Raw genomic sequence first — 20,254 nt, 5'->3', positions numbered from 1 at the left:
GGGTACGTAAGCGCCGCTAACCACGCTGTAGCTTCAAGGCAAGAAGGGTAAATCCGCTCAATTACGTTTCACCTATGGCACAAGGAGTTGGGATGCATGCTGCAACACCGCTAATTTCTACTATCGCTGGAGGGCTGGTTCTTGCCTTCCTCCTTGGCATTCTGGCAAACCGCCTGCGAATCTCTCCCCTTGTTGGTTACCTTGCCGCAGGCGTACTTGTCGGTCCTTTTACCCCTGGCTTTGTCGCCGATACGTCACTGGCCTCCGAGCTGGCTGAACTTGGCGTCATCCTGCTGATGTTTGGCGTCGGCCTGCACTTCTCGCTGAAAGACCTCATGGCGGTAAAGTCCATCGCCATTCCCGGCGCAATAGCCCAGATTGCCGTGGCGACGCTGCTTGGAATGGGATTATCCTCCATACTGGGTTGGAGCCTGGCGAGCGGCCTGGTTTTCGGCCTCTGTCTGTCCACCGCCAGTACCGTGGTGCTGCTACGCGCGCTTGAAGAGCGACAGCTGATTGATAGCCAGCGCGGTCAAATCGCCATCGGCTGGTTGATTGTGGAAGATCTGGCGATGGTACTGACGCTGGTTCTGCTGCCAGCCTTCGGCGACATGATCGGCGCTGAACATGCTGACACCAGCAAACTGCTAGCCGATTTGGCCTGGACCATCGGTAAAGTTATCGCGTTTATTACCCTGATGATTGTCGTTGGTCGCCGTCTGGTGCCGTGGGTGTTGGCAAAAAGTGCCAGTACCGGCTCACGCGAGCTTTTCACGCTAGCGGTGTTAGCAATGGCACTCGGCATCGCCTTCGGCGCAGTGAAACTGTTTGATGTCTCCTTTGCACTGGGTGCATTCTTCGCCGGCGTGGTATTGAACGAATCAGAACTCAGCCAGCGTGCGGCGCACGATACGCTGCCACTGCGCGATGCTTTCGCCGTCCTGTTCTTCGTTTCTGTCGGTATGCTGTTTGATCCAATGATCCTGCTGAACGACCCCATTTCTGTGCTGATCACACTGGCTATTATCGTGTTCGGTAAGTCAGCCGCCGCTTTCGTGCTGGTTCGGCTCTTTGGCCACTCAAAACGGACGGCATTAACGATTTCCGCCAGTCTGGCGCAGATCGGTGAGTTTGCCTTTATTTTGGCCGGGCTCGGCATTGTGTTGGGGCTGCTGTCCGAAGAGGGGCGGAATCTGGTGCTGGCCGGCGCTATTCTCTCCATCATGATAAACCCACTGCTGTTTACGCTGCTTGAACGCTATCTGGCGAAGCATGAAACCATCGAAGAGCAGATCGTGGAAGAAGCGATTGAGGAAGAGAAACAGATTCCTGTCGATATGTGCAACCATGCGCTGCTGGTCGGCTATGGTCGCGTAGGGAGCCTGATTGGTGCCAAACTGCATCAGGCAGGGATTCCCATCGTGGTCATTGAGAATTCCCGTACCCGCGTTGATGCCTTGCGTGAACAGGGGATTAAAGCGGTGTTGGGTAACGCGACCAAACCTGAAATCATGGACATTGCGCGTCTGGACTGTGCCCGCTGGTTACTGTTGACGATTCCGAACGGCTATGAAGCCGGGGAAATCGTCGCGGCAGCCCGTGAGAAGCGCGCCGACCTGGAGATTATCGCCCGCGCGCATTATGACGATGAAGTCAGCTACATTATGGAGCACGGTGCCAACGAGGTGGTCATGGGCGAGCGGGAAATAGCCAACAGCATGATCACACTGCTGAAGCTGGATGAACTCCCTCCGGCACCTCAGGCGTGTCCTATTTAAACGGTGACATGCTGAATACGAAAATGGCGGGCAAATAAGCCCTAATGCCGATCGTTTAAGAGTCGAGATACCGGGGGCTACCACGGTGCGAGGTATCCCTGCGGGAACCTCATCACCGTGTTTCCCCCTAAATCCACGCTTAAGTGAACAGTATTAGGGAAATAAGCCCGCCATTTTTTACGTTATGCGCCATGCCTTCAAACACTGACGCCTTCAAACGCCACCAGACAAAGGCAACCTCATCCCTACTCTGCTTTACTCACTAACTGTTCCAGCAGATCAATATGCAGCGGGTCGTCATTGAGCGCTGGGATATAGTGGAAAGCCTCGCCACCTGCATGCAGGAAAATTTCGCGGTTCTGTTCCTGAATCTCTTCCAACGTTTCCAGACAGTCAGCCGCAAAACCGGGGCACATAATCTGAATATGTTTAACGCCCTGCGCGGGAAGCCCCTGCATGGTTTCATCCGTGTACGGCGTCAGCCAGGGTTCACGGCCAAAGCGTGACTGGAAGGTCATCATCACTTTCTCTTTCGGCAGCCCCAGCGCAGCAATCAGAGCCTCCGTAGTCGCCCGACAGCGCTGTGGATAGTCATCCCCTTCATTGGCATACCGCACGGGGATACCGTGATAAGAGATCACTAACCTGTCTGGTTCACCGTGTTCAGCAAAAGACTGCTCGACACGATGCTTTAGCGCTGCAATATAAGCAGGATGCTCGGCGTAATCACGGATAAAGCGAATTGCAGGCAGTTGGCGATTATCACGCAGTTGTGTCGCTAGCCCATCCCACACCGCTGCGGTTGTTGAGCAGGAATATTGCGGATACATCGGCAAGACCACCAGTTGCGTCACGCCCTGCGCCAGTAATTTATCCAGCGCCGAACGCAGGCTAGGCGAACCATAGCTCATCCCCAGCTCAACAGGCGTTTCCGGCATTCGTGCAGCCAGTGCCTGCTGCTGTCGACGGCTAATCACCAACAGCGGCGATCCCCCTTCCATCCAGACCGACTGATAGAGCTTCGCCACTCGCGGCGAGCGTATTGGCAGGATGATACCACGTAGCAACGGCCACCATAGCAAACGTGGCGTATCCACCACACGGCGGTCACTCAGAAACTCAGCCAGATAACGCTTCACCGCCTGCGGCGTCGGGGCATCGGGCGTTCCTAAGTTAACCATTAGCACGCCGTATTTCTCTTGTTTCATCGCCGTCTTCCTTTTATGGAGAAGCAGGCCTTCTTTCAGCCCGCCAGTGCGTAATATCAAGTGTCTATACCCTAAATAATTCGAGTTGCATGCAGGCGGCAACCGCACGAATCCCCAGGAGCTTACACAAGTAAGTGACTGGGGTGAGCAAGGGAAGCCAACGAACATGCAGCTTGAAGTATGACGGGTATATTGTAGCGAAAAAAAGCTAAACAAATACGGGTAGATAGCAGGGATAACGCCGATGCTATCAATAGAGGAAAATAAGCAAACGAGGATTTCAGAACGAAAAAATGCCAGACCGTCGTCTGGCATTTCTGTGACAAGGTGGGACTCGCAGCGAAAAATTAGCCCAGAATGGTTTCCAGTTCTGCGCGAACTTCTTCCACTTTACGCGTGCCTTCTACTTTGAAATAGCGCGTGTTGCCCGCATCCGCTTCTTTCTGATAGTAAGAAACCAGTGGTGCCGTCTGCTGATGATATTCAACCAGACGCTTACGCACGGTATCTTCGTGGTCGTCTTTACGAATCGTCAGTTCTTCGCCTGTCACATCATCTTTGCCTTCAACTTTAGGCGGATTGAATTTTACATGATAGACACGACCAGACGCCGCATGGACGCGACGACCAACGATACGATCGATAATCAGTTCGTCAGGAACGGCAAATTCGATAACGTAATCGACATTGATGCCTGCTTCTTTCATGGCATCAGCTTGCGGAATGGTGCGTGGGAAGCCATCCAGCAGAAAACCGTTACGGCAATCGTCCTGGGCGATGCGCTCTTTAACCAGAGCAATGACCAGTTCATCAGTGACCAGTTTACCCGCGTCCATGATTTCTTTAGCCTGCTTGCCCAATTCAGTACCGGCTTTTACCGCTGCACGCAGCATGTCACCCGTGGAAATCTGCGGAATACCGTATTTTTCCATGATGAATTGAGCCTGAGTACCTTTGCCTGCGCCCGGAGCGCCCAGCAGAATAATACGCATCGCGTAAATCCCCTTGCTATGTAATATTTATAAAATAAATTTGAAAAACGCTAAACCATACCATTCCAGACGCTTATGCTCAAGGAACGGGCACGCTTCAGCAACGCGCAGGCAGACGAAAAAAGTGTCAACGTAAAGCAGAAATAGCCCGATTGCTGCAAAGCCGTCATGTCCATTGCACCCAACTGTCGGCATTCCTTACTGCTGTAACGACAAATATCATGACAACAACGGCACCAAAAAGTGAAAATGCAGGGCAGTGCAATCTGCATAACGCATTCATTGTAGCAGCTCAGCCTGGATTTGGCTGACCGCGACATAATGTGAGTCCAGCAGGCCATTGCCACGCTGCTCGCTGACCGTCAGATGTTTTTTTTAATCATCATACTTTTCTGTCCTGTATCATATTCTCCCTCAGATTTGCCCACCATAATCCCTACTCTAGGAACTCCTGCGTACGGCTTCGTGAGGAGTAATACAAGTAAAGCAGTCTGGGACACGATTCATGAATATAGGCAAACTGGCACTGCTTATGTGTGCCTTATCCTTCACTTTAGCCACCCCACTTTTCGCAGAACAACACATTGCTGAAGGCCAGACATTAAAAATGGCAATCGGGCCAGAACCTTCCGAAGGTTTTGACCCAATGCTTGGCTGGAGCCATGGTAGTTATCTTCTTCTGCATGCGCCGTTGTTAAAACAAAATGTCGATATGAGTTGGGGAAACCTACTCACCGAAAAAGTTGAAACTAGCGCAGAGGGTAGAATCTGGACACTGACATTAAAACCCGATCTCAAGTTCTCTGATGGTTCACCGTTGACTGCCAAAGATGTTGTTTTTACTTATAACAAAGCAGCAAAAAGCGGCGGAAAAATCGACATGGGCAACTTTAGCCATGCACGTCAGGTTGGTGTACGTCAAATTGAAATCACGTTGAGTCATCCCCAAAGCACATTCATTAATGTGCTTGGCTCTTTAGGTATTGTTCCCGAGAAACTTTATGATGAGAAAACGTTCGCCCACAAGCCTATTGGCGCAGGGCCTTACCGTCTTGTCAGTTTTCAACCAGGACAACAGTTGATTGTTGAAGCTAACCCTTGGTATGCCGGTAAAAAGAATGATTTTAGCCGGCTCATCTTTGTATTCCTTGATGAAGATAATGCTTACTCCGCCGCAAGAAGTGGTCAGTTGGGGCTGGTACGTATTGCTCCGTCAATGGCAGTCGTACCCCAACAAGATAATCTTAAACTCTGGGTTCGCGACAGTGTTGAGAATAGAGGCATTGTTTTCCCAATGGTTCCCGCAGGTAAAAACGATGCCAATGGCTTCCCTGTTGGGAACGATGTAACGGCAGATGTGGCGATCAGGCGAGCCATTAACTACGCCATTAATCGCAAACAATTGGCAGAACTGGTCATGGAAGGTCATGCCATACCAGCATACAGTGCTGTTCAGGGACTCCCCTGGCAGAGTCCTGACGTCGTTTTCAAAGATGGCGATGTAGAAAAATCACGCAAAATCCTTGATGATGCGGGCTGGCAAGTCGGTAAAGATGGGATTCGTACCAAAGAGGGCAAAGAGGCGCGCTTGACCTTATGGTATGCAAGTGGTGACAGCACCAGAAAAGATCTGGCAGAAGCCGTTCGGGCGATGCTGCACCCCGTAGGTATCGCTATCTCTCTGCAATCGGGCAGTTGGGAAACCGTAGAGCGGCATATGCACGCCAACCCTACGTTGTTCGGTTGGGGAAGTCTGGACCCAATGTAACTCTTCCATCATTACAGTGCTCAGACTGCCGGTTTGGAATACTATAATCCGGGTTATTACAGTAATCCGCTTGTTGAACAACATCTTAAACAGGCCATTGATGCGCCTGACTGGCAAAAAGCACTGCCATTCTGGCGACAAGTTGAATGGGATGGAAAACAGGGAGCGGGCGTTCAGGGTGACGCCGCCTGGGCGTGGTTAATTAATATTCAACACACCTACCTTGCTAACCCGTGTATTGACCTAGGTAAAGGGGCCGCTGAGATTCACGGCAGTTGGTCACTTCTGAATAATCTGGATGACTGGACCTGCCATTAATGAAATGTGTTTCAGTCATATGTTCAGGCTGATGATACTGTTGGTGCTGGTTGCTGCCAGCACCTTCATTCTGCTCAGTTTTTCGCCTATTGATCCTATACGCGCCTATATTGGTAATGACCTGCTGCATGTCCCCCCCCGAACAATATGCGCGCATTGCTGCACGCTGGGGACTCGACCAGCCACTTTGGGAACGTTTTTGTCGTTGGTTTTTACAACTCATACAAGGCGATCTTGGCTATTCAATGCTCTTTAATGCCCCTGTCGCCAGTGTTATTCGCGAGCGGTTCGCAACATCATTTGCTCTTCTTGCTGGGGCCTGGCTCATATCGGGAGTGCTGGGTATTGCTCTCGGCTTTTTAGCTGGGCGCTATCTCAATCGCTGGCCAGACAAGATGATTTGTCGGCTTAGCTATCTGCTTTCCTCCCCCCTACCTTCTGGATTGGCATGTTGCTGCTGTCATTATTCGCCGTGCAATGGCCGATTGCCCCCGTTTGTTGTGCATGGGAACCCGGTAATAATGCTGATATAGCAACCTTTTCAGAACGGTTGCGCCATCTGGCTCTTCCCGTGTGCGCACTAAGTTTACTGGGATTAGGGCAAATCACTCTCCACACGCGTGAAAAAATTGCCACTATTATGGACAGCGAGTTTATTCGTTTTGCACGTTCTCAAGGCGATAAAGGATGGTCACTGTTGCGCCATCAGATCCTTCGGCATGCAATTACACCCGCGCTCTGTCTTCAGTTTGCCTCGCTTGGAGGGTTGTTGGGCGGCGCTTTTCTGGCAGAAAAAGTATTTGCCTATCCAGGCCTAGGTCAGGCAACCATAGATGCGGGCTTGCGTGGTGATCTGCCCTTACTCATGGGAATAGTCTTGTTTAGCACCTTATTGGTGTTTATTGGCAACTCTCTGTCAGCCTGGCTGGTGAAAGTGTTAAATCGTGCATTGGAGCGTCCACATGCTCTATAACCCAGCCCCCGCTTTCATTCGCCTCTTGATCTCTTCGTTAGGCTTATTATTCATTGCGATTTATGGCTTCACGAGTCTGGATACGCCTTTAGCGGTTAATCTTCTGGCCCGACATCTGCCACCTGACTCGCTGTATTGGTTCGGGACGGATAATCTGGGGCGCGATTTGTGGACACGCTGCTTTCAGGGAGCGTTGACCAGCTTGCAAATTGGTATTGGTGCAGCATTATACAGCGTTTTGTATAAATCGGGAGAGTTGAGCGATTGCTATGCTTCGTGCCCTCAATCCGCGTACCCGTTTTTTAATTGCAGATGAAATAACGGCGCAACTCGATCCTTCGATCCAACGTAATATCTGGGCGCATCTTCTCGAAATATGCCCAAGCCGCCCACTGGGAATGCTGGTCATTAGCCACCAATATGCGTTGCTAAAACAAGTTTGCGCTAAAGAACTGCCAATGACTCAGAAATGATGTTAAACCAAGAACGAGCGTAAAGACGGCAGGCAGAGTTGCTCGCGTTCAGCGACGGAAAAGGGAAGACATCAGGAAGAAAATGCGTAGAACGGAAAGACCCCGGTTAACACCGGGGTCTGGAGAGGATGACTATCAGGCACTTAGCAGCTGATTCATACGACGAATGAACAGGTTCGGATCGTCCAGCGTACCACGCTCAGCCAGCAGAGCCTGATCCAGCAGCAGTTCGACCCATTCGCCAAACTCCGCTTCATCAGAAACATCGGCCGCGCGTTTAATTAACGCGTGATCCGGATTCAGTTCAAAAATGTACTTCACTTCTGGTGCTTGCTGGCCGGCTGCGGCGAACAGTTTCGCCATCTGCGTGCTCATCTCATCCGCATCCGTCACGACAATCGCTGGCGTATCGGTCAAACGGTAAGTGAAACGCACGTCTTTAACGCGCTCGCCCAGCAGGGTTTTTACACGCTCAACAAACGGCTCCAGCGCTTTTTGCGCTTCTTTCTGTTCCTCGTTTTCTTCGTCAGCCAGTTTATCCAGCGCCTCATCGGCCTTGCTGACTGACTGGAAGGATTTACCGTCGAACTCAGTCAGGTAGCTCATCATCCATTCGTCAATACGATCGGACAACAGCAGAACCTCGATACCTTTCTTACGGAACAGCTCCAGATGTGGGCTGCTCTTCGCCGCCGCATAGCTGTCTGCCGTGATGTAGTAGATCTTGTCCTGACCTTCCACCATCCGACTAACGTAATCTTCCAGCGACACCGTCTGCGCGGAGCTGTCAGATTGCGTGGTCGCAAAACGCAGCAATTTCGCAATCGCTTCACGGTTGCTGCCGTCTTCTGCCGGGCCTTCCTTCAGTACCAGACCGAACTGCTGCCAGAACGTCTGGTATTTTTCCGCGTCGTCTTTCGCCAGTTTATCCAGCATTTGCAACACGCGTTTGGTCAGCGCATTACGCAGGTTTTGCGTCACGCGACTGTCTTGTAAAATCTCACGGGAAACGTTCAATGGCAGATCGTTAGAATCAATCAGGCCGCGAACAAAACGCAGGTAGTTCGGCATGAACTGTTCGGCGTCATCCATAATAAAGACGCGCTGAACATACAATTTCAGGCCGTGTTTATGATCGCGGTTCCACATATCCCACGGTGCACGGGCAGGGATGTAAAGCAGGCTAGTGTATTCCTGCTTACCTTCCACACGGTTGTGGCTCCAGCTCAGCGGATCGGTAAAATCATGGGAGATGTGCTTATAAAATTCGTTGTATTCATCATCGCTGACTTCAGATTTACTGCGCGTCCACAGAGCCTGCGCCTTGTTAATTTTTTCCCAGCTAACGGTGGACTCACCGCCTTCTTCTTCGCTTTCCGTCCGGGATTCAATTTCTACCGGCAGCGCGATATGGTCAGAATATTTGCTGATGACGGAACGCACACGCCAGTCATCCAGAAATTCGTCTTCGCCTTCACGCAGATGCAGAGTGATTTCCGTTCCACGGTCGTCTTTGGTGATGTCAGCAATGGTGTAATCGCCTTCCCCGGCAGATTCCCAGTACACGCCCTGATCGGCATTCGCGCCCGCAGCACGCGTACGCACGGTCACCTTATCTGCCACGATGAAGGCAGAGTAGAAGCCCACACCGAACTGGCCAATCAGTTGACTATCTTTAACCTGATCGGAACCCATCGATTCAAGAAAAGCCTTGGTGCCGGATTTCGCAATCGTACCGAGATTATCAATGACTTCGTCACGGCTCATGCCGATACCGTTGTCAGAAATCGTCAGCGTACGTTTTTCTTTATCCGTAGACACCCGCACGCGCAGGTCGCCATCGCCCGCATACAGTTCCGGTGCAGACAGCGCACGGAAACGTAATTTGTCTGCCGCATCGGAGGCATTGGAAATCAATTCACGCAGAAAAATTTCTTTGTTGGAATAAAGCGAATGGATCATCAAATGCAGGAGTTGCTTAACTTCGGACTGGAACCCGCGAGTTTCTTGGCCTTTCATACTCATTGTTGCTTACCTCAATCCTAATATTATTCAGGCTGATTAAACTGACGATAAGTAGCAAATGGGGATAAACCAGGTTGATTTCAAGGGGTAAATTTCAGTGAAAAAAGAAAACGGTGCGATAAGAATGAAAAGCAAAACTGCGGCTGCCAGATAATGGCGCTGGCAGCCGACAGATTAAAACCGGAAAGGCTGGCGCCCCGCGAGTGAATGGGACAGCGTGGTGCCGTCGACCATTTCCAGCTCGCCGCCAACGGGAACACCGTGAGCAATACGGCTGGCCATCACACCGTGTTGTGCGCACAGTTCAGCGATATAGTTCGCCGTCGCGTCGCCTTCAACCGTCGGGTTGGTTGCCAGAATCACTTCGCTGATCGACTCCACCTGCAAGCGCTCTTCCAACCGCCCCAAACCGATATCGTCCGGGCCAATGCCATCAAGCGGCGACAAGTGTCCCATCAGTACAAAGTAACGGCCGGCAAACTGCCCTGTCTGTTCGATAGCCTGAATATCAGCCGGGCTTTCCACCACGCAAATCTGGCCGTTTTGCTGGCGACGCGAATTCGAGCAAATCGCACACACATCCTGCTCGGTGAATGTCCGACAATCGCTACAGTGGCCGATTTCGGACATCGCCCGCGTCAACGCCTGCGCCAGGCGCATACCGCCGCTGCGGTTACGTTGCAGCAGTTGAAACGCCATGCGCTGTGCCGATTTGGGTCCAACGCCCGGCAGGCAGCGCAGCGCTTCCATCAATGATTCAAGAAGCGGACTGGTCTGCATCAGAACGGCATCTTGAAGCCCGGCGGCAGTTGCATACCGCTGGAAACAGACGCCATTTTCTCTTTCTGCGTTTCCGCGATGCGGCGGGCAGCATCATTGAATGCCGCAGCAATCAGATCTTCCAGCATTTCTTTGTCATCTTCCATCAGGCTGGGATCGATTTCTACGCGGCGGCAGTTATGCGCACCGTTGATCGTAATTTTCACCAGACCCGCGCCCGATTCGCCCGTGACTTCCAGATTCGCAATTTCTTCCTGCATCTGCTGCATTTTTTCCTGCATCTGCTGGGCTTGCTTCATCAGGTTACCAATTCCACCTTTACCAAACATAGTTTTCTCTCTATCACGTCGGGCTGCGCACTCGCAGCGGTTAAACAGGGCGGATACTTTCTTCGTCCAGTTCCGCATCAAAGAAACGCCGCAGCGTTTGAATCGTTGTATCGGCCAGAATAGACTGACGCGCCTGCGTCAGTTTCTCTTCGTATATAGCCTGACGCCACTCCAGCGGCGTCCGCACCGCTGGGTTGTCGTCTTCCGTAATCAGTAATTCTACAGGGTGCCCGTAGTGGGCCGTCAATGCGTCGGCCAGCGTCTTTTGGGCCGCCGGCGAATTCAGGTGCCGCTGGGATGAACGCAAGTGCAGATGAACCTTACCGGCCTCTTCACTCTCTTTAAACGCATTGAGCGCCAGCTGTTGTACCAGCTTTGGCAGCGTCAGGCGATGGATTTCCGCCGCCCAGGCATCCCGCTCCAGTGACTCTTCCGCCAGCCGAGCTGCCAGCTCCGGCGTCTTTTCGTGCTCTAATGCCGAACGCAGCGCTTTTGGCGTCGCCACGTCGACCTTTTCTTCATCGACTTTGTTTTGCGCCCGCCAACGATAGGCTTCCGGTTTTTTAGGTTCGGAAGGCGAGGTTTTCGCGTTTTGCCGTTGAATGCTGCGCTCAGTCACCGAAGCTAACCGCTCCAGCGCTGAGGTTGCCGGCCGCGTATTGTCAGACGCTGCCGGTTCAGCCTTTTTTGGTGGCGTACTCCCCTGTTTTCGCAGCAGTTGACTGCGCGCCTGTAACAGTTGGGAAGTCGCATCAGGCAGTTCACTCTCATCATCCGGCTGCTGAGAAGCCGATGAAGCAGAAGGTTCCCCTAACGGTGGCGCATACGCGGATGCATCCATCGGTGGTTCGGGAGAATAAGTGGGTGCCTGTACGTCAGCCAGAGGTTCATTGTTCTGCGGCGCTGGCGTACGAACCCTCGCCGATGCGGCGGCAACAAGCTGCGGCGGCACGGCGGGTTGAGTCACAGGAGCTCGCGCAGCCTGAGCAGGCGCAGCACTCACTGGCGCGACAGGTTCGGCGATAATCTGACTAGGGTGAAACGCCAGCGCTCTCAGTAACGTCATTTCAACGCCCATGCGACGATCTGGCGCAAAAGGCAGCTCTTTGCGGCCAATTAACATCGTCTGGTAATACAACTGCACGTCCGCAGGCGGCAGCGCACGCGCCAAATCCCGCATGCGGGCTTCAACGGCAGCGTAATCATCACCCAATGCCGCAGGCAGCAACTGAACCATCGCAATGCGGTGTAATAACGTCTGGGTTTCTACCAGCAGCGATTCCCAGTCCACACCCCGAGCCGCGACCTGATCTAACAGCGACATGACCTGTGCACCATCGCCTTTCGCCAACGCCTCAATAAGTGCCAGCGGTTGCTCATCGTCCAGCGTGCCCAGCATTTGGCTGACGGAAGCGGTCGTGACCTGCCCCTGCCCCATAGCAATAGCCTGATCGGTCAGGCTCAACGCATCGCGCAAGCTCCCATCGGCGGCACGCGCCAGAAGCTGTAACGCACGAGGTTCGCTGATGAGATTCTCTGCCTGTAATACCTGTTCCAGATGTGCGCGAATCTGTTCGACATCCAGCGCTTTGAGGTGAAATTGTAGGCAGCGTGACAGAATGGTCACAGGCAATTTCTGCGGATCGGTGGTCGCCAGCAAGAACTTAACGTGCGGAGGGGGTTCTTCCAGCGTTTTCAACAGCGCATTAAAACTGTGACGCGATAGCATGTGTACTTCGTCAATCAAGTACACCTTGAACCGCCCACGTGCGGGGGCATATTGCACGTTATCCAGCAGATCGCGCGTATCTTCTACTTTAGTACGAGACGCAGCATCAATTTCGATCAAATCGACAAAACGGCCCTGTTCGATTTCGCGGCAGTTATCACATTGACCACACGGCGTTGCCGTCACGCCCTGTTCGCAATTCAGCCCTTTCGCCAGCAAACGGGCAATCGACGTCTTCCCGACGCCACGGGTGCCAGAAAACAAATAAGCGTGATGGATTCTGCCTAGGGAAAGGCCGTTAGCCAACGCGGTCAGGACATGTTCCTGACCGACAACTTGGGTAAAGGTTTGGGACGCCACTTACGGGCAAGAACCTGATAGCTCATCAATACCGCAACAGTCGAGTTATTGAGGCAATCATGCTAACACAGCCACGCCGCTATCGGCGAGACTGTTATGATTAATGTCCGGGGAAGTCAACCAGGCTATAGCAGGTGACGCCCATCTCGGTCAGGCGTTGCTCGCCCCCCAGATCGAACAAATTAATGATAAATGCAGCATCGTTGACCGTGCCGCCCAGACGACGAATCAGTTTCACCGTCGCTTCGAGCGTACCGCCCGTTGCCAGCAGATCGTCAATCACCAGCACATTATCGCCAGCAGAGATCGCATCGGCATGAATTTCCAGCGTATCTGAGCCGTACTCCAGTTCATAACTTTCGCTGATGGTCGGACGTGGCAGCTTGCCCGGTTTACGCACGGGAACAAAACCCACACCCAGCGCCAAAGCAACCGGGGCGCCAAACAGAAAACCACGCGCTTCCGTGCCGACAACCTTCGTCACACCGCTATTGCGGTAACGGTTCGCCACCATTTCAATACTGGCTGCGTAGGCCACAGGATCTTCCAGCAGGCTGGTGACATCACGGAACAGTATGCCCGGCTTCGGGTAGTCGGGGATGCTTTTGATACTGTTTTTAATTAATTCTGCCTGCTGCTGCACTGTTACGGTCATAATAGTTGTGCCTGATAAAACGTTCTGAACATACAAATGCCGGTCACCACAAGGCTTCCATCATCACTGTGATGAAGAGGCATTATGACAAAGAGGAAATGGCGACCCGCGCACGAAAACGCTCAAATCTAGTCAAAGTGACGGACAAATGCAACTATCCGCACTCTGGGTGCGTATTTTTTATATTTCCATCACAGAGGTCGCCGCCCACGCTATCTTTTCGGATTCGCGCCCTGTGTTTCTTGTTCTGGATCAATCACGGGCAAACGAAGCATAAAGGTCAACAAAATAGCCAAAATGACCAATAGCAAAATCCTGACCCAAACCAGCTTGACCAGCCAAAGCGAAAGCGCGAACGTTAACAGAATCATGGTAACCGCCTTCCATTTTGCTCCCGGCGGCAGTGCCCGATGCTGCTGCCAATGGCGCAAATAGCTGCCAAACCACGAACGGTACAGTAGCCAGTCGTGGAAACGCGGGGACGAACGGGCAAAACACCAGGCAGCCAGTAACAAGAAAGGTGTGGTCGGCAATAAAGGCAACACAACACCCAACGTTGCCAGCACAACGGAAACCCACCCTAATATAATCAGCAACGCGCGATACATATTCACCTTTATACGTTGTTCACTACCAATATGTTTTGTCTACGCAGTATGCTTTGTCTGCGACAGTGTCTATCACACTTTATCACCACCTTGTCTGATGAATTAGTTAAGATATCCTCATACGGTGTATTAAGGCGATGCAGGCTAACAATTATCAATACACCACGCACCGACGCGCTGAATCATCAGCCTTACCGTAAGGGAAACCGTGAACACGCACCGATTGCTGCAGGCGCTTGAACAACAAATTACTACGCTGGCGAAAGAACTCGAACCGCTGGCGGATAAGGCCGTGCCGCAATCGCGCTTTGATCGCCAACTTTTTAGCAGCTATGGCACCCGACTACGGGATTATCGCGCCGAAGTTGAACAAAATTTGCAGGCAATAAAACAGTTGGTCGCAGAGCAACGCACCGAACGTGTGGCATTTCTGGCAGAAAAGCTGGTCAGCCAGATAGCCGCACTCCAGCGTGAACTGGCAACGCAGTCATTACGCAGGCAGGAGCAGTATGCGACCCCGCCGGCGGAAGATGTGTATCACAAGCTGGCAGAACATCAGGATTATGAACGCCGTTTGCTCTCCATGATTCAGGATAGAGAAAGCCTGCTCGTCACGCAGACGCTTTTCAGCGAGCAACAGCGGTTACAAAAAGAGCTGGCGGCGCTGGAAGGACGACTATCGCGCTGCCGTCAGGCACTGTCTCGACTGGAGCGCCAGATCGAACGTCGGGAGCAAGGGCTATAGCACAGCGCCTTGACCGAGGAAAAAAGAGGAACTGGTTCATGTCACTTGAAAACGCCCCACCCGAAATCAAACTGGCGGTCGATTTGATCATGTTGCTGGAAGAAAACCAGATCGAGCCCCGTATCGCTCTGGCTGCTCTGGATATTGTCCGTAACGATTTTGAGAAAAAGCGCTCACAAGAAGAAAGCGACGCAGCCCCGCGATCAAAGGGACATTGAATGATAAAAGGCGTTAGCGCCGTCCAGCGACGGCTTATTCAGCGGGTTTGCGTAGCGCCGGGCTAAAATGCAGCATATCGATAAAGGCATCCACCAGCGCTGGGGCTTCCTGATCGAGATCGAAACTTTCCGGCATAAATAACCAGTTTTCCATCACACCGGAAAAGTAGGCACGCAGCGCAATCGCTGCACGGCGGGGATGAATGTCCGTCGGCAACATGCTCATACGAATGCACTGAATCAGATTTTCTTCAATATCGACGTAGCAGGAAAGGTAGAGTTCCTTGCGTGCATTATACGATTGCAACATTTCACCGACAAACTCACATTTGTGAAAAGCAATCTCCATAATGGAACGCCAGTGCGTATCGCTAACGGTTAAACGCAGCATATAAATCAATAATTCACGCATCACACGGAGTGGATTATCAGGGAATTTTGTCTGATACTCTATTTCAAACTCACTGATTTTCGATTCTGCCAGCGCCCAGATCTCATCAAATATTTCAGCTTTATTTTTAAAATGCCAATAAATAGCACCCCGGGTCACGCCGGCAGCAGTCGCAATGTCAGACAATGAAGTTGCAGACACACCATGCTCAGAGAACACTCTTAACGCAGTATCCAGTATCTGTTGTCGGGTTTCCTGAGCCTGTTTTTTAGTTTTTCGTGCCATGATAGTTTGGTTTTTCGTGCCATATCGCTGTATTTGAAGGAAAGTGAGATTTACATACATTCAAGTATGTATGTAACATAGCACGAACATAAGACTATAGCAGCAATGGGTTTTTGGGCTTGTGATCCATTGGTCAATTTCAAATCGGACACTTGAGGTTTATCTATGAACAAAAACAGAGGGCTAACGCCTCTGGCGGCAGTTCTGATGCTTTCTGGCGGCTTAATGCTCGCAGGATGTGATGGCGGCAATAATCAGCAAGGCGGCGCACAGCAGCAGATGCCTGAAGTGGGTATTGTCACGTTAAAAACGGAAGCACTGAATGTCATGACCGAGCTGCCGGGCCGTACAAGTGCTTACCGCATTGCTGAGGTTCGTCCACAGGTTGGTGGGATTATCCTCAAACGCAACTTCGTTGAAGGGTCGGACGTTAAAGCGGGCGCATCGCTGTACCAAATCGATCCTGCGACCTATCAGGCAAACTACAACAGCGCCAAAGGGTCACTCGCTCAGGCTCAGGCTCAGGCGGAAATTGCCCGTCTGACCGTTAACCGTTATAAGCCACTGCTGGGCACCAACTACGTCAGCAAGCAGGATTATGACCAGGCCGTCGCCACTTCTCGTCAGGCTGATGCTGCCGTTCAAGCGGCCAAAGCAGCAGTGGACACCGCACAAATCAATCTGGCTTACACCAAAGTCAATTCGCCTATCGAAGGGCGCGTGGGTAAATCCACGGTGACAGAAGGTGCATTAGTGGCTACCGGGCAAGCGACGGCATTAACGACCGTGCAGCAGCTTGATCCGATCTATGTTGACGTCACGCAGTCCAGCAATGATTTCCTGCAACTGAAAAGAGAACTGGAAAACGGTACGCTGAAACAAAGTGCAGGCAAAGCCAATGTCCGCCTGCTGTTGGAAAACGGTACGGAATATACCGAGGCAGGTACATTGGAATTCTCTGATGTCACGGTAGATGAAACCACTGGCTCCATCACGCTGCGTGCTATTTTCCCTAACCCACAGCACAACCTGCTTCCCGGTATGTTTGTACGCGCCCGTCTCGATTCCGGCGTTAACCCAACAGCCTTATTAGTCCCTCAGCAAGGCATCACCCGCGATCCACGTGGTCAGGCTACCGCTATGGTAGTTGGGGAAGGCGATAAAGTGGAACCCCGTACGCTTACAACCAGTAAAGCTATTGGTGACAAATGGTTGGTTACCGAAGGCCTGAAAGCGGGCGATCGCGTTATTGTTACGGGTCTGCAGAAAATCATACCTGGTGCGCAGGTGAAGGCTAAAGAAGTCGCCCAAGAAAATCAGCAGGCGCAACAAGCACCAGCAGAACCCGCGAAGTCTTAAGACGTTCTAACAGGAGCCGGTATAATTCATGGCTAAGTTTTTTATAGATCGACCCATTTTTGCATGGGTACTCGCCATCATGGTGATGCTGACGGGGTTGCTGGCAATTGTTAAATTACCGGTTGCCCAGTATCCAACGATCGCGCCCCCCGCGATTGACGTAATAGCAACTTATCCAGGGGCCGATGCATCAACGCTGCAAGATTCCGTTACGCAGGTTATCGAACAGAATATGAACGGCATCGATAACCTGATGTATATGTCATCAAACAGTGACTCTTCTGGTTCGGTTCAGATTACGCTGACGTTTGAGGCAGGCACGGATCCGGACATCGCTCAGGTTCAGGTGCAGAATAAGCTGCAACTGGCTATGCCACTGCTACCGCAGGAAGTACAGCAGCAAGGGGTTAACGTTCAGAAATCCAGTAGCAGTTTCCTCATGGTTGCCGCCTTCATCAGTGAAGACGGCAAAATGTCACAGGAAGATATCGCTGACTACGTAGCAGCTAACGTTAAAGACCCTATCAGCCGGACATCCGGTGTCGGTGACGCGCAGTTATTTGGCTCCCAGTACGCCATGCGTATCTGGCTGGATCCGAACAAGCTTAATAACTATCAATTAACGGCTGGCGATGTCACCACGGCAATTCGGGTTCAAAACAACCAGATCGCTGCAGGACAATTGGGCGGCGCCCCACCGGTTCCCGGACAGCAATTAAATGCTTCCATCATTGCGCAAACCCGTCTGAATTCAGCAGAGGAATTTTCTAAAATACTGCTGAAAGTTAACGCAGATGGCTCTCAGGTTCGTCTTAAAGACGTTGCACGCGTTGAGCTGGGTGCAGAAGGTTACGACGTTATCGCTCGTTTTAACGGTAAACCTGCTGCCGGTATCGGTATCAAATTGGCAACAGGTGCGAACGCCCTAGATACGGCAACAGCAGTCAAAAATGCACTGACCAAGGCCGAAGAATTCTTCCCTGCTGGCCTAAAAGTCGTTTACCCGTACGATACAACGCCCTTCGTTAAGATCTCGATCAACGAAGTAGTGAAAACGCTGGTGGAAGCCATCGTACTGGTATTCCTGGTCATGTACCTGTTCTTGCAGAACTTCCGTGCCACGCTGATCCCAACCATTGCGGTGCCGGTCGTGTTGCTGGGGACGTTTGCAATCCTCTCCGCGTTTGGTTATTCCATTAACACCTTGACGATGTTCGCGATGGTGCTCGCCATCGGGCTTCTGGTGGATGACGCCATCGTTGTGGTGGAAAACGTGGAACGTGTCATGGCGGAAGAAGGTCTGCCGCCTAAAGAAGCCACCAAACGTTCCATGGAGCAAATCCAGGGCGCGTTAGTCGGTATCGCGCTGGTGCTGTCCGCGGTCTTCGTCCCAATGGCCTTTACCGGTGGTTCCACAGGGGCAATCTACCGCCAGTTCTCCATCACAATCGTTTCTGCGATGGTGCTGTCGGTGCTGGTCGCGTTGGTTCTGACGCCAGCCCTTTGCGCAACCCTGTTGAAACCGATTGCCAAAGGCGATCACGGCGAGAAAAAAGGCTTCTTCGGCTGGTTCAACCGACTGTTTGAGAAAAGCACGCATCATTACACCGATAGCGTGGCCAATATTCTGCGCAGCACCGGGCGTTATCTGGTCATCTATCTGCTGATTGTGGTCGGGCTGGCATTCCTGTTCTTGCGTTTGCCAACGTCGTTCCTGCCAGATGAAGACCAGGGCGTTCTCCTGAACATCGTTCAATTGCCTTCAGGAGCAACGCAGGAAAATACCCAGAAGATCATGGACCGAATGACGAACTACTATCTCGATAATGAGAAAAATAACGTCAAATCTGTATTTACGATCTCAGGTTTCGGGTTCTCTGGCCGCGGGCAGAATGTCGGACTGGCTTTCACCAGCCTGAATGACTGGAGTGAACGAAGCGGCACAGAGAATAAAGTTCAGGCGATTGCAGCAAGAGCGAACGCAGCCTTTAGTGAGTATAAAGAAGCCATGGTGTTCGCAGTCAACCTTCCTGCGATTATCGAACTGGGGACAGCCACTGGTTTTGACTTCCAGTTGATTGACCAGGCTAACCTTGGCCATGCAAAACTGACGGAAGCGCGTAACCAACTGTTGGGCATGGCTGCACAACACCCTGATACGCTGGTGCAGGTTCGTCCTAACGGGATGGAAGATACCCCGCAGTTCCGTCTCGATATCGATCAGGAAAAAGCACAGGCGCTCGGCGTATCACTGTCGGATATCAGTTCAACATTGGCAACTGCGCTGGGTGGTTCTTATGTAAATGACTTTACCGATCGAGGTCGTGTGAAGAAAGTTTACGTTCAGGCCGATGCACCTTTCCGTATGCTGCCAGATGACATTAAAAACTGGTACATCCGCGGTAGCAATGGACAAATGGTGCCATTCTCTGCATTCACGCAGAGCCACTGGGAATACGGTTCACCGCGTCTGGAACGTTATAATGGCCAGCCATCCATGCAGATACAAGGTGAAGCGGCTCCAGGTAAGAGTACCGGCGAAGCCATGGCATTGATGGAAAATTTCGTTACCCAATTACCACAAGGTATCGGTTACGAATGGACGGGTATGTCCTATCAGGAGCGGTTATCCGGTAACCAGGCACCTGCAATCTATGCCATTTCATTGATTGTCGTGTTCCTGTGTCTGGCAGCGCTTTATGAGAGCTGGTCAATACCGTTCTCCGTCATGCTGGTTGTTCCATTGGGGATCATCGGCGCATTGATTGCGGCAAATATGACAGGTCTTGAAAACGACGTTTACTTTAAGGTGGGCCTGTTGACAACCATAGGGCTATCCGCGAAGAACGCCATATTGATCGTCGAATTTGCTAAAGATCTGATGGAAAAAGAAGGGAAAGGACTGATAGAAGCAACGCTGGATGCCGTTCGTATGCGTTTGCGCCCAATCTTGATGACATCCCTTGCCTTTATCCTCGGGGTAATGCCGCTGGTAATCAGTAGCGGTGCGGGGTCCGGTGCACAGAACGCCGTTGGTACTGGCGTAATGGGCGGGATGATTACCGCAACCGTGCTGGCTATCTTCTTCGTTCCAGTGTTCTTTGTGGTTGTCCGCCGTCGCTTCGGCAAGAAAGTAGACGACACAGCAGCGCACTAAAACTGCCCCCATATCTACTCTAAAAGGCCGCCTCGCGGCCTTTTTTCTTTCCCCAACCCTCTTCCCTTTTCATGTCGACTAACTCGTGCCAAACCGCGCTGTT

The 20,254-nt window shown here is 51.9% G+C and carries 13 protein-coding genes and 5 pseudogenes; 9 read left to right on the top strand and 9 right to left on the bottom strand.

The genetic code is table 11. The features are described 5' to 3' along the window. Positions 1-92: 92 nt before the first annotated feature. Positions 93-1,778 carry a YbaL family putative K(+) efflux transporter gene (gene ybaL, locus NAL19_RS05400; RefSeq protein WP_263058997.1) on the top strand — a complete coding sequence of 562 codons (1,686 nt, stop codon included), beginning with the start codon at positions 93-95 and terminating at the stop codon, positions 1,776-1,778. Positions 1,779-2,023: 245 nt separating this feature from the next. Here the strand turns inward: ybaL and hemH are convergent, their stop codons facing one another. Further along, entirely contained in the window at positions 2,024-2,986 is a 963-nt protein-coding gene (gene hemH / locus NAL19_RS05395; RefSeq protein ID WP_225087245.1) for a ferrochelatase, read from the bottom strand. Between the two features lie 347 nt (positions 2,987-3,333). Next, positions 3,334-3,978, bottom strand: coding sequence for an adenylate kinase (gene adk / locus NAL19_RS05390; protein WP_225087244.1), 645 nt, complete (start codon positions 3,976-3,978; stop codon positions 3,334-3,336). A gap of 505 nt (positions 3,979-4,483) precedes the next feature. Between adk and NAL19_RS05385 the strand changes: the two are divergent. The 4 pseudogenes from NAL19_RS05385 to NAL19_RS05370 all read left to right on the top strand — a co-directional run. Further along, a pseudogene (locus NAL19_RS05385) lies at positions 4,484-6,064 on the top strand (ABC transporter substrate-binding protein). Beyond that, a pseudogene (locus NAL19_RS05380) lies at positions 6,045-7,037 on the top strand (ABC transporter permease). Before NAL19_RS05385 ends, NAL19_RS05380 begins: the two co-directional pseudogenes overlap by 20 nt. After that, a pseudogene (locus NAL19_RS05375) lies at positions 7,027-7,272 on the top strand (ABC transporter permease); the annotation flags it as partial. The pseudogenes NAL19_RS05380 and NAL19_RS05375, both read left to right, overlap by 11 nt. 28 nt (positions 7,273-7,300) lie before the next feature. Beyond that, a pseudogene (locus NAL19_RS05370) lies at positions 7,301-7,510 on the top strand (peptide ABC transporter ATP-binding protein); the annotation flags it as partial. A 135-nt stretch (positions 7,511-7,645) separates the two neighbouring features. On the opposite strand, the gene htpG reads toward NAL19_RS05370, so the two are convergent. The 6 genes and pseudogenes from htpG to NAL19_RS05340 form a co-directional block, all read right to left on the bottom strand. After that, complete coding sequence (htpG, locus tag NAL19_RS05365; protein ID WP_180742515.1) at positions 7,646-9,529, bottom strand: molecular chaperone HtpG; 1,884 nt, start codon at positions 9,527-9,529, stop codon at positions 7,646-7,648. A gap of 180 nt (positions 9,530-9,709) precedes the next feature. After that, positions 9,710-10,315: a recombination mediator RecR gene (gene recR, locus NAL19_RS05360; RefSeq protein WP_180742276.1), complete on the bottom strand. Its 606-nt coding sequence runs from the start codon at positions 10,313-10,315 to the stop codon at positions 9,710-9,712. Further along, complete coding sequence (locus NAL19_RS05355; RefSeq protein ID WP_132452506.1) at positions 10,315-10,644, bottom strand: YbaB/EbfC family nucleoid-associated protein; 330 nt, start codon at positions 10,642-10,644, stop codon at positions 10,315-10,317. The genes recR and NAL19_RS05355 overlap by 1 nt, the downstream gene beginning before the upstream one ends. Before the next feature lie 40 nt (positions 10,645-10,684). Then, positions 10,685-12,759, bottom strand: a pseudogene (gene dnaX, locus NAL19_RS05350) (DNA polymerase III subunit gamma/tau). Positions 12,760-12,833: 74 nt separating this feature from the next. Further along, on the bottom strand, positions 12,834-13,388 hold the full coding sequence (apt, locus tag NAL19_RS05345) for an adenine phosphoribosyltransferase (RefSeq protein WP_263058994.1): 555 nt from the start codon (positions 13,386-13,388) through the stop codon (positions 12,834-12,836). Positions 13,389-13,600: 212 nt separating this feature from the next. After that, complete coding sequence (locus NAL19_RS05340) at positions 13,601-13,996, bottom strand: DUF454 family protein (protein WP_225087242.1); 396 nt, start codon at positions 13,994-13,996, stop codon at positions 13,601-13,603. A gap of 208 nt (positions 13,997-14,204) precedes the next feature. Between NAL19_RS05340 and priC the strand changes: the two genes are divergently transcribed. Continuing rightward, positions 14,205-14,741 (top strand): primosomal replication protein, encoded by a 537-nt coding sequence (priC, locus tag NAL19_RS05335; protein ID WP_263058993.1) that lies wholly within the window; start codon positions 14,205-14,207, stop codon positions 14,739-14,741. Between the two features lie 38 nt (positions 14,742-14,779). After that, positions 14,780-14,959: a pleiotropic regulatory protein RsmS gene (gene rsmS, locus NAL19_RS05330; RefSeq protein WP_225087240.1), complete on the top strand. Its 180-nt coding sequence runs from the start codon at positions 14,780-14,782 to the stop codon at positions 14,957-14,959. 34 nt (positions 14,960-14,993) lie between these two features. Here the strand turns inward: rsmS and acrR are convergent, their stop codons facing one another. Beyond that, the gene (gene acrR / locus NAL19_RS05325) at positions 14,994-15,635 is read right to left on the bottom strand and encodes a multidrug efflux transporter transcriptional repressor AcrR (RefSeq protein WP_225087239.1); all 642 of its coding nucleotides are present in this window, start codon (positions 15,633-15,635) and stop codon (positions 14,994-14,996) included. Positions 15,636-15,800: 165 nt separating this feature from the next. On the opposite strand from acrR, the gene NAL19_RS05320 reads away from it, so the two are divergent. Next, positions 15,801-16,994 carry an efflux RND transporter periplasmic adaptor subunit gene (locus tag NAL19_RS05320; protein WP_225087238.1) on the top strand — a complete coding sequence of 398 codons (1,194 nt, stop codon included), beginning with the start codon at positions 15,801-15,803 and terminating at the stop codon, positions 16,992-16,994. Positions 16,995-17,022: 28 nt separating this feature from the next. Next, entirely contained in the window at positions 17,023-20,151 is a 3,129-nt protein-coding gene (locus NAL19_RS05315; RefSeq protein WP_263058992.1) for an efflux RND transporter permease subunit, read from the top strand. Positions 20,152-20,254 lie beyond the last annotated feature (103 nt).

The organism is Pectobacterium sp. F1-1, assembly GCF_025643735.1.
In the GTDB taxonomy this organism is placed as follows: domain Bacteria; phylum Pseudomonadota; class Gammaproteobacteria; order Enterobacterales; family Enterobacteriaceae; genus Pectobacterium; species Pectobacterium colocasium.
The sequence above is the reverse complement of the archived record's forward strand: the minus strand, read 5'-3'. Positions and strand labels throughout refer to the sequence as shown.

What these genes read in the sequence shown, in the direction of transcription:
- NAL19_RS05320 (WP_225087238.1), top strand. Translation starts at nt 15,801, where the DNA reads ATGAACAAAAACAGAGGGCTAACGCCTCTGGCGGCAGTTCTGATGCTT.
- NAL19_RS05355 (WP_132452506.1), bottom strand. Translation starts at nt 10,644, where the DNA reads ATGTTTGGTAAAGGTGGAATTGGTAACCTGATGAAGCAAGCCCAGCAG.
- hemH (WP_225087245.1), bottom strand. Translation starts at nt 2,986, where the DNA reads ATGAAACAAGAGAAATACGGCGTGCTAATGGTTAACTTAGGAACGCCC.
- NAL19_RS05340 (WP_225087242.1), bottom strand. Translation starts at nt 13,996, where the DNA reads ATGTATCGCGCGTTGCTGATTATATTAGGGTGGGTTTCCGTTGTGCTG.
- acrR (WP_225087239.1), bottom strand. Translation starts at nt 15,635, where the DNA reads ATGGCACGAAAAACTAAAAAACAGGCTCAGGAAACCCGACAACAGATA.
- adk (WP_225087244.1), bottom strand. Translation starts at nt 3,978, where the DNA reads ATGCGTATTATTCTGCTGGGCGCTCCGGGCGCAGGCAAAGGTACTCAG.
- NAL19_RS05315 (WP_263058992.1), top strand. Translation starts at nt 17,023, where the DNA reads ATGGCTAAGTTTTTTATAGATCGACCCATTTTTGCATGGGTACTCGCC.
- ybaL (WP_263058997.1), top strand. Translation starts at nt 93, where the DNA reads ATGCATGCTGCAACACCGCTAATTTCTACTATCGCTGGAGGGCTGGTT.
- htpG (WP_180742515.1), bottom strand. Translation starts at nt 9,529, where the DNA reads ATGAAAGGCCAAGAAACTCGCGGGTTCCAGTCCGAAGTTAAGCAACTC.
- recR (WP_180742276.1), bottom strand. Translation starts at nt 10,315, where the DNA reads ATGCAGACCAGTCCGCTTCTTGAATCATTGATGGAAGCGCTGCGCTGC.
- apt (WP_263058994.1), bottom strand. Translation starts at nt 13,388, where the DNA reads ATGACCGTAACAGTGCAGCAGCAGGCAGAATTAATTAAAAACAGTATC.
- rsmS (WP_225087240.1), top strand. Translation starts at nt 14,780, where the DNA reads ATGTCACTTGAAAACGCCCCACCCGAAATCAAACTGGCGGTCGATTTG.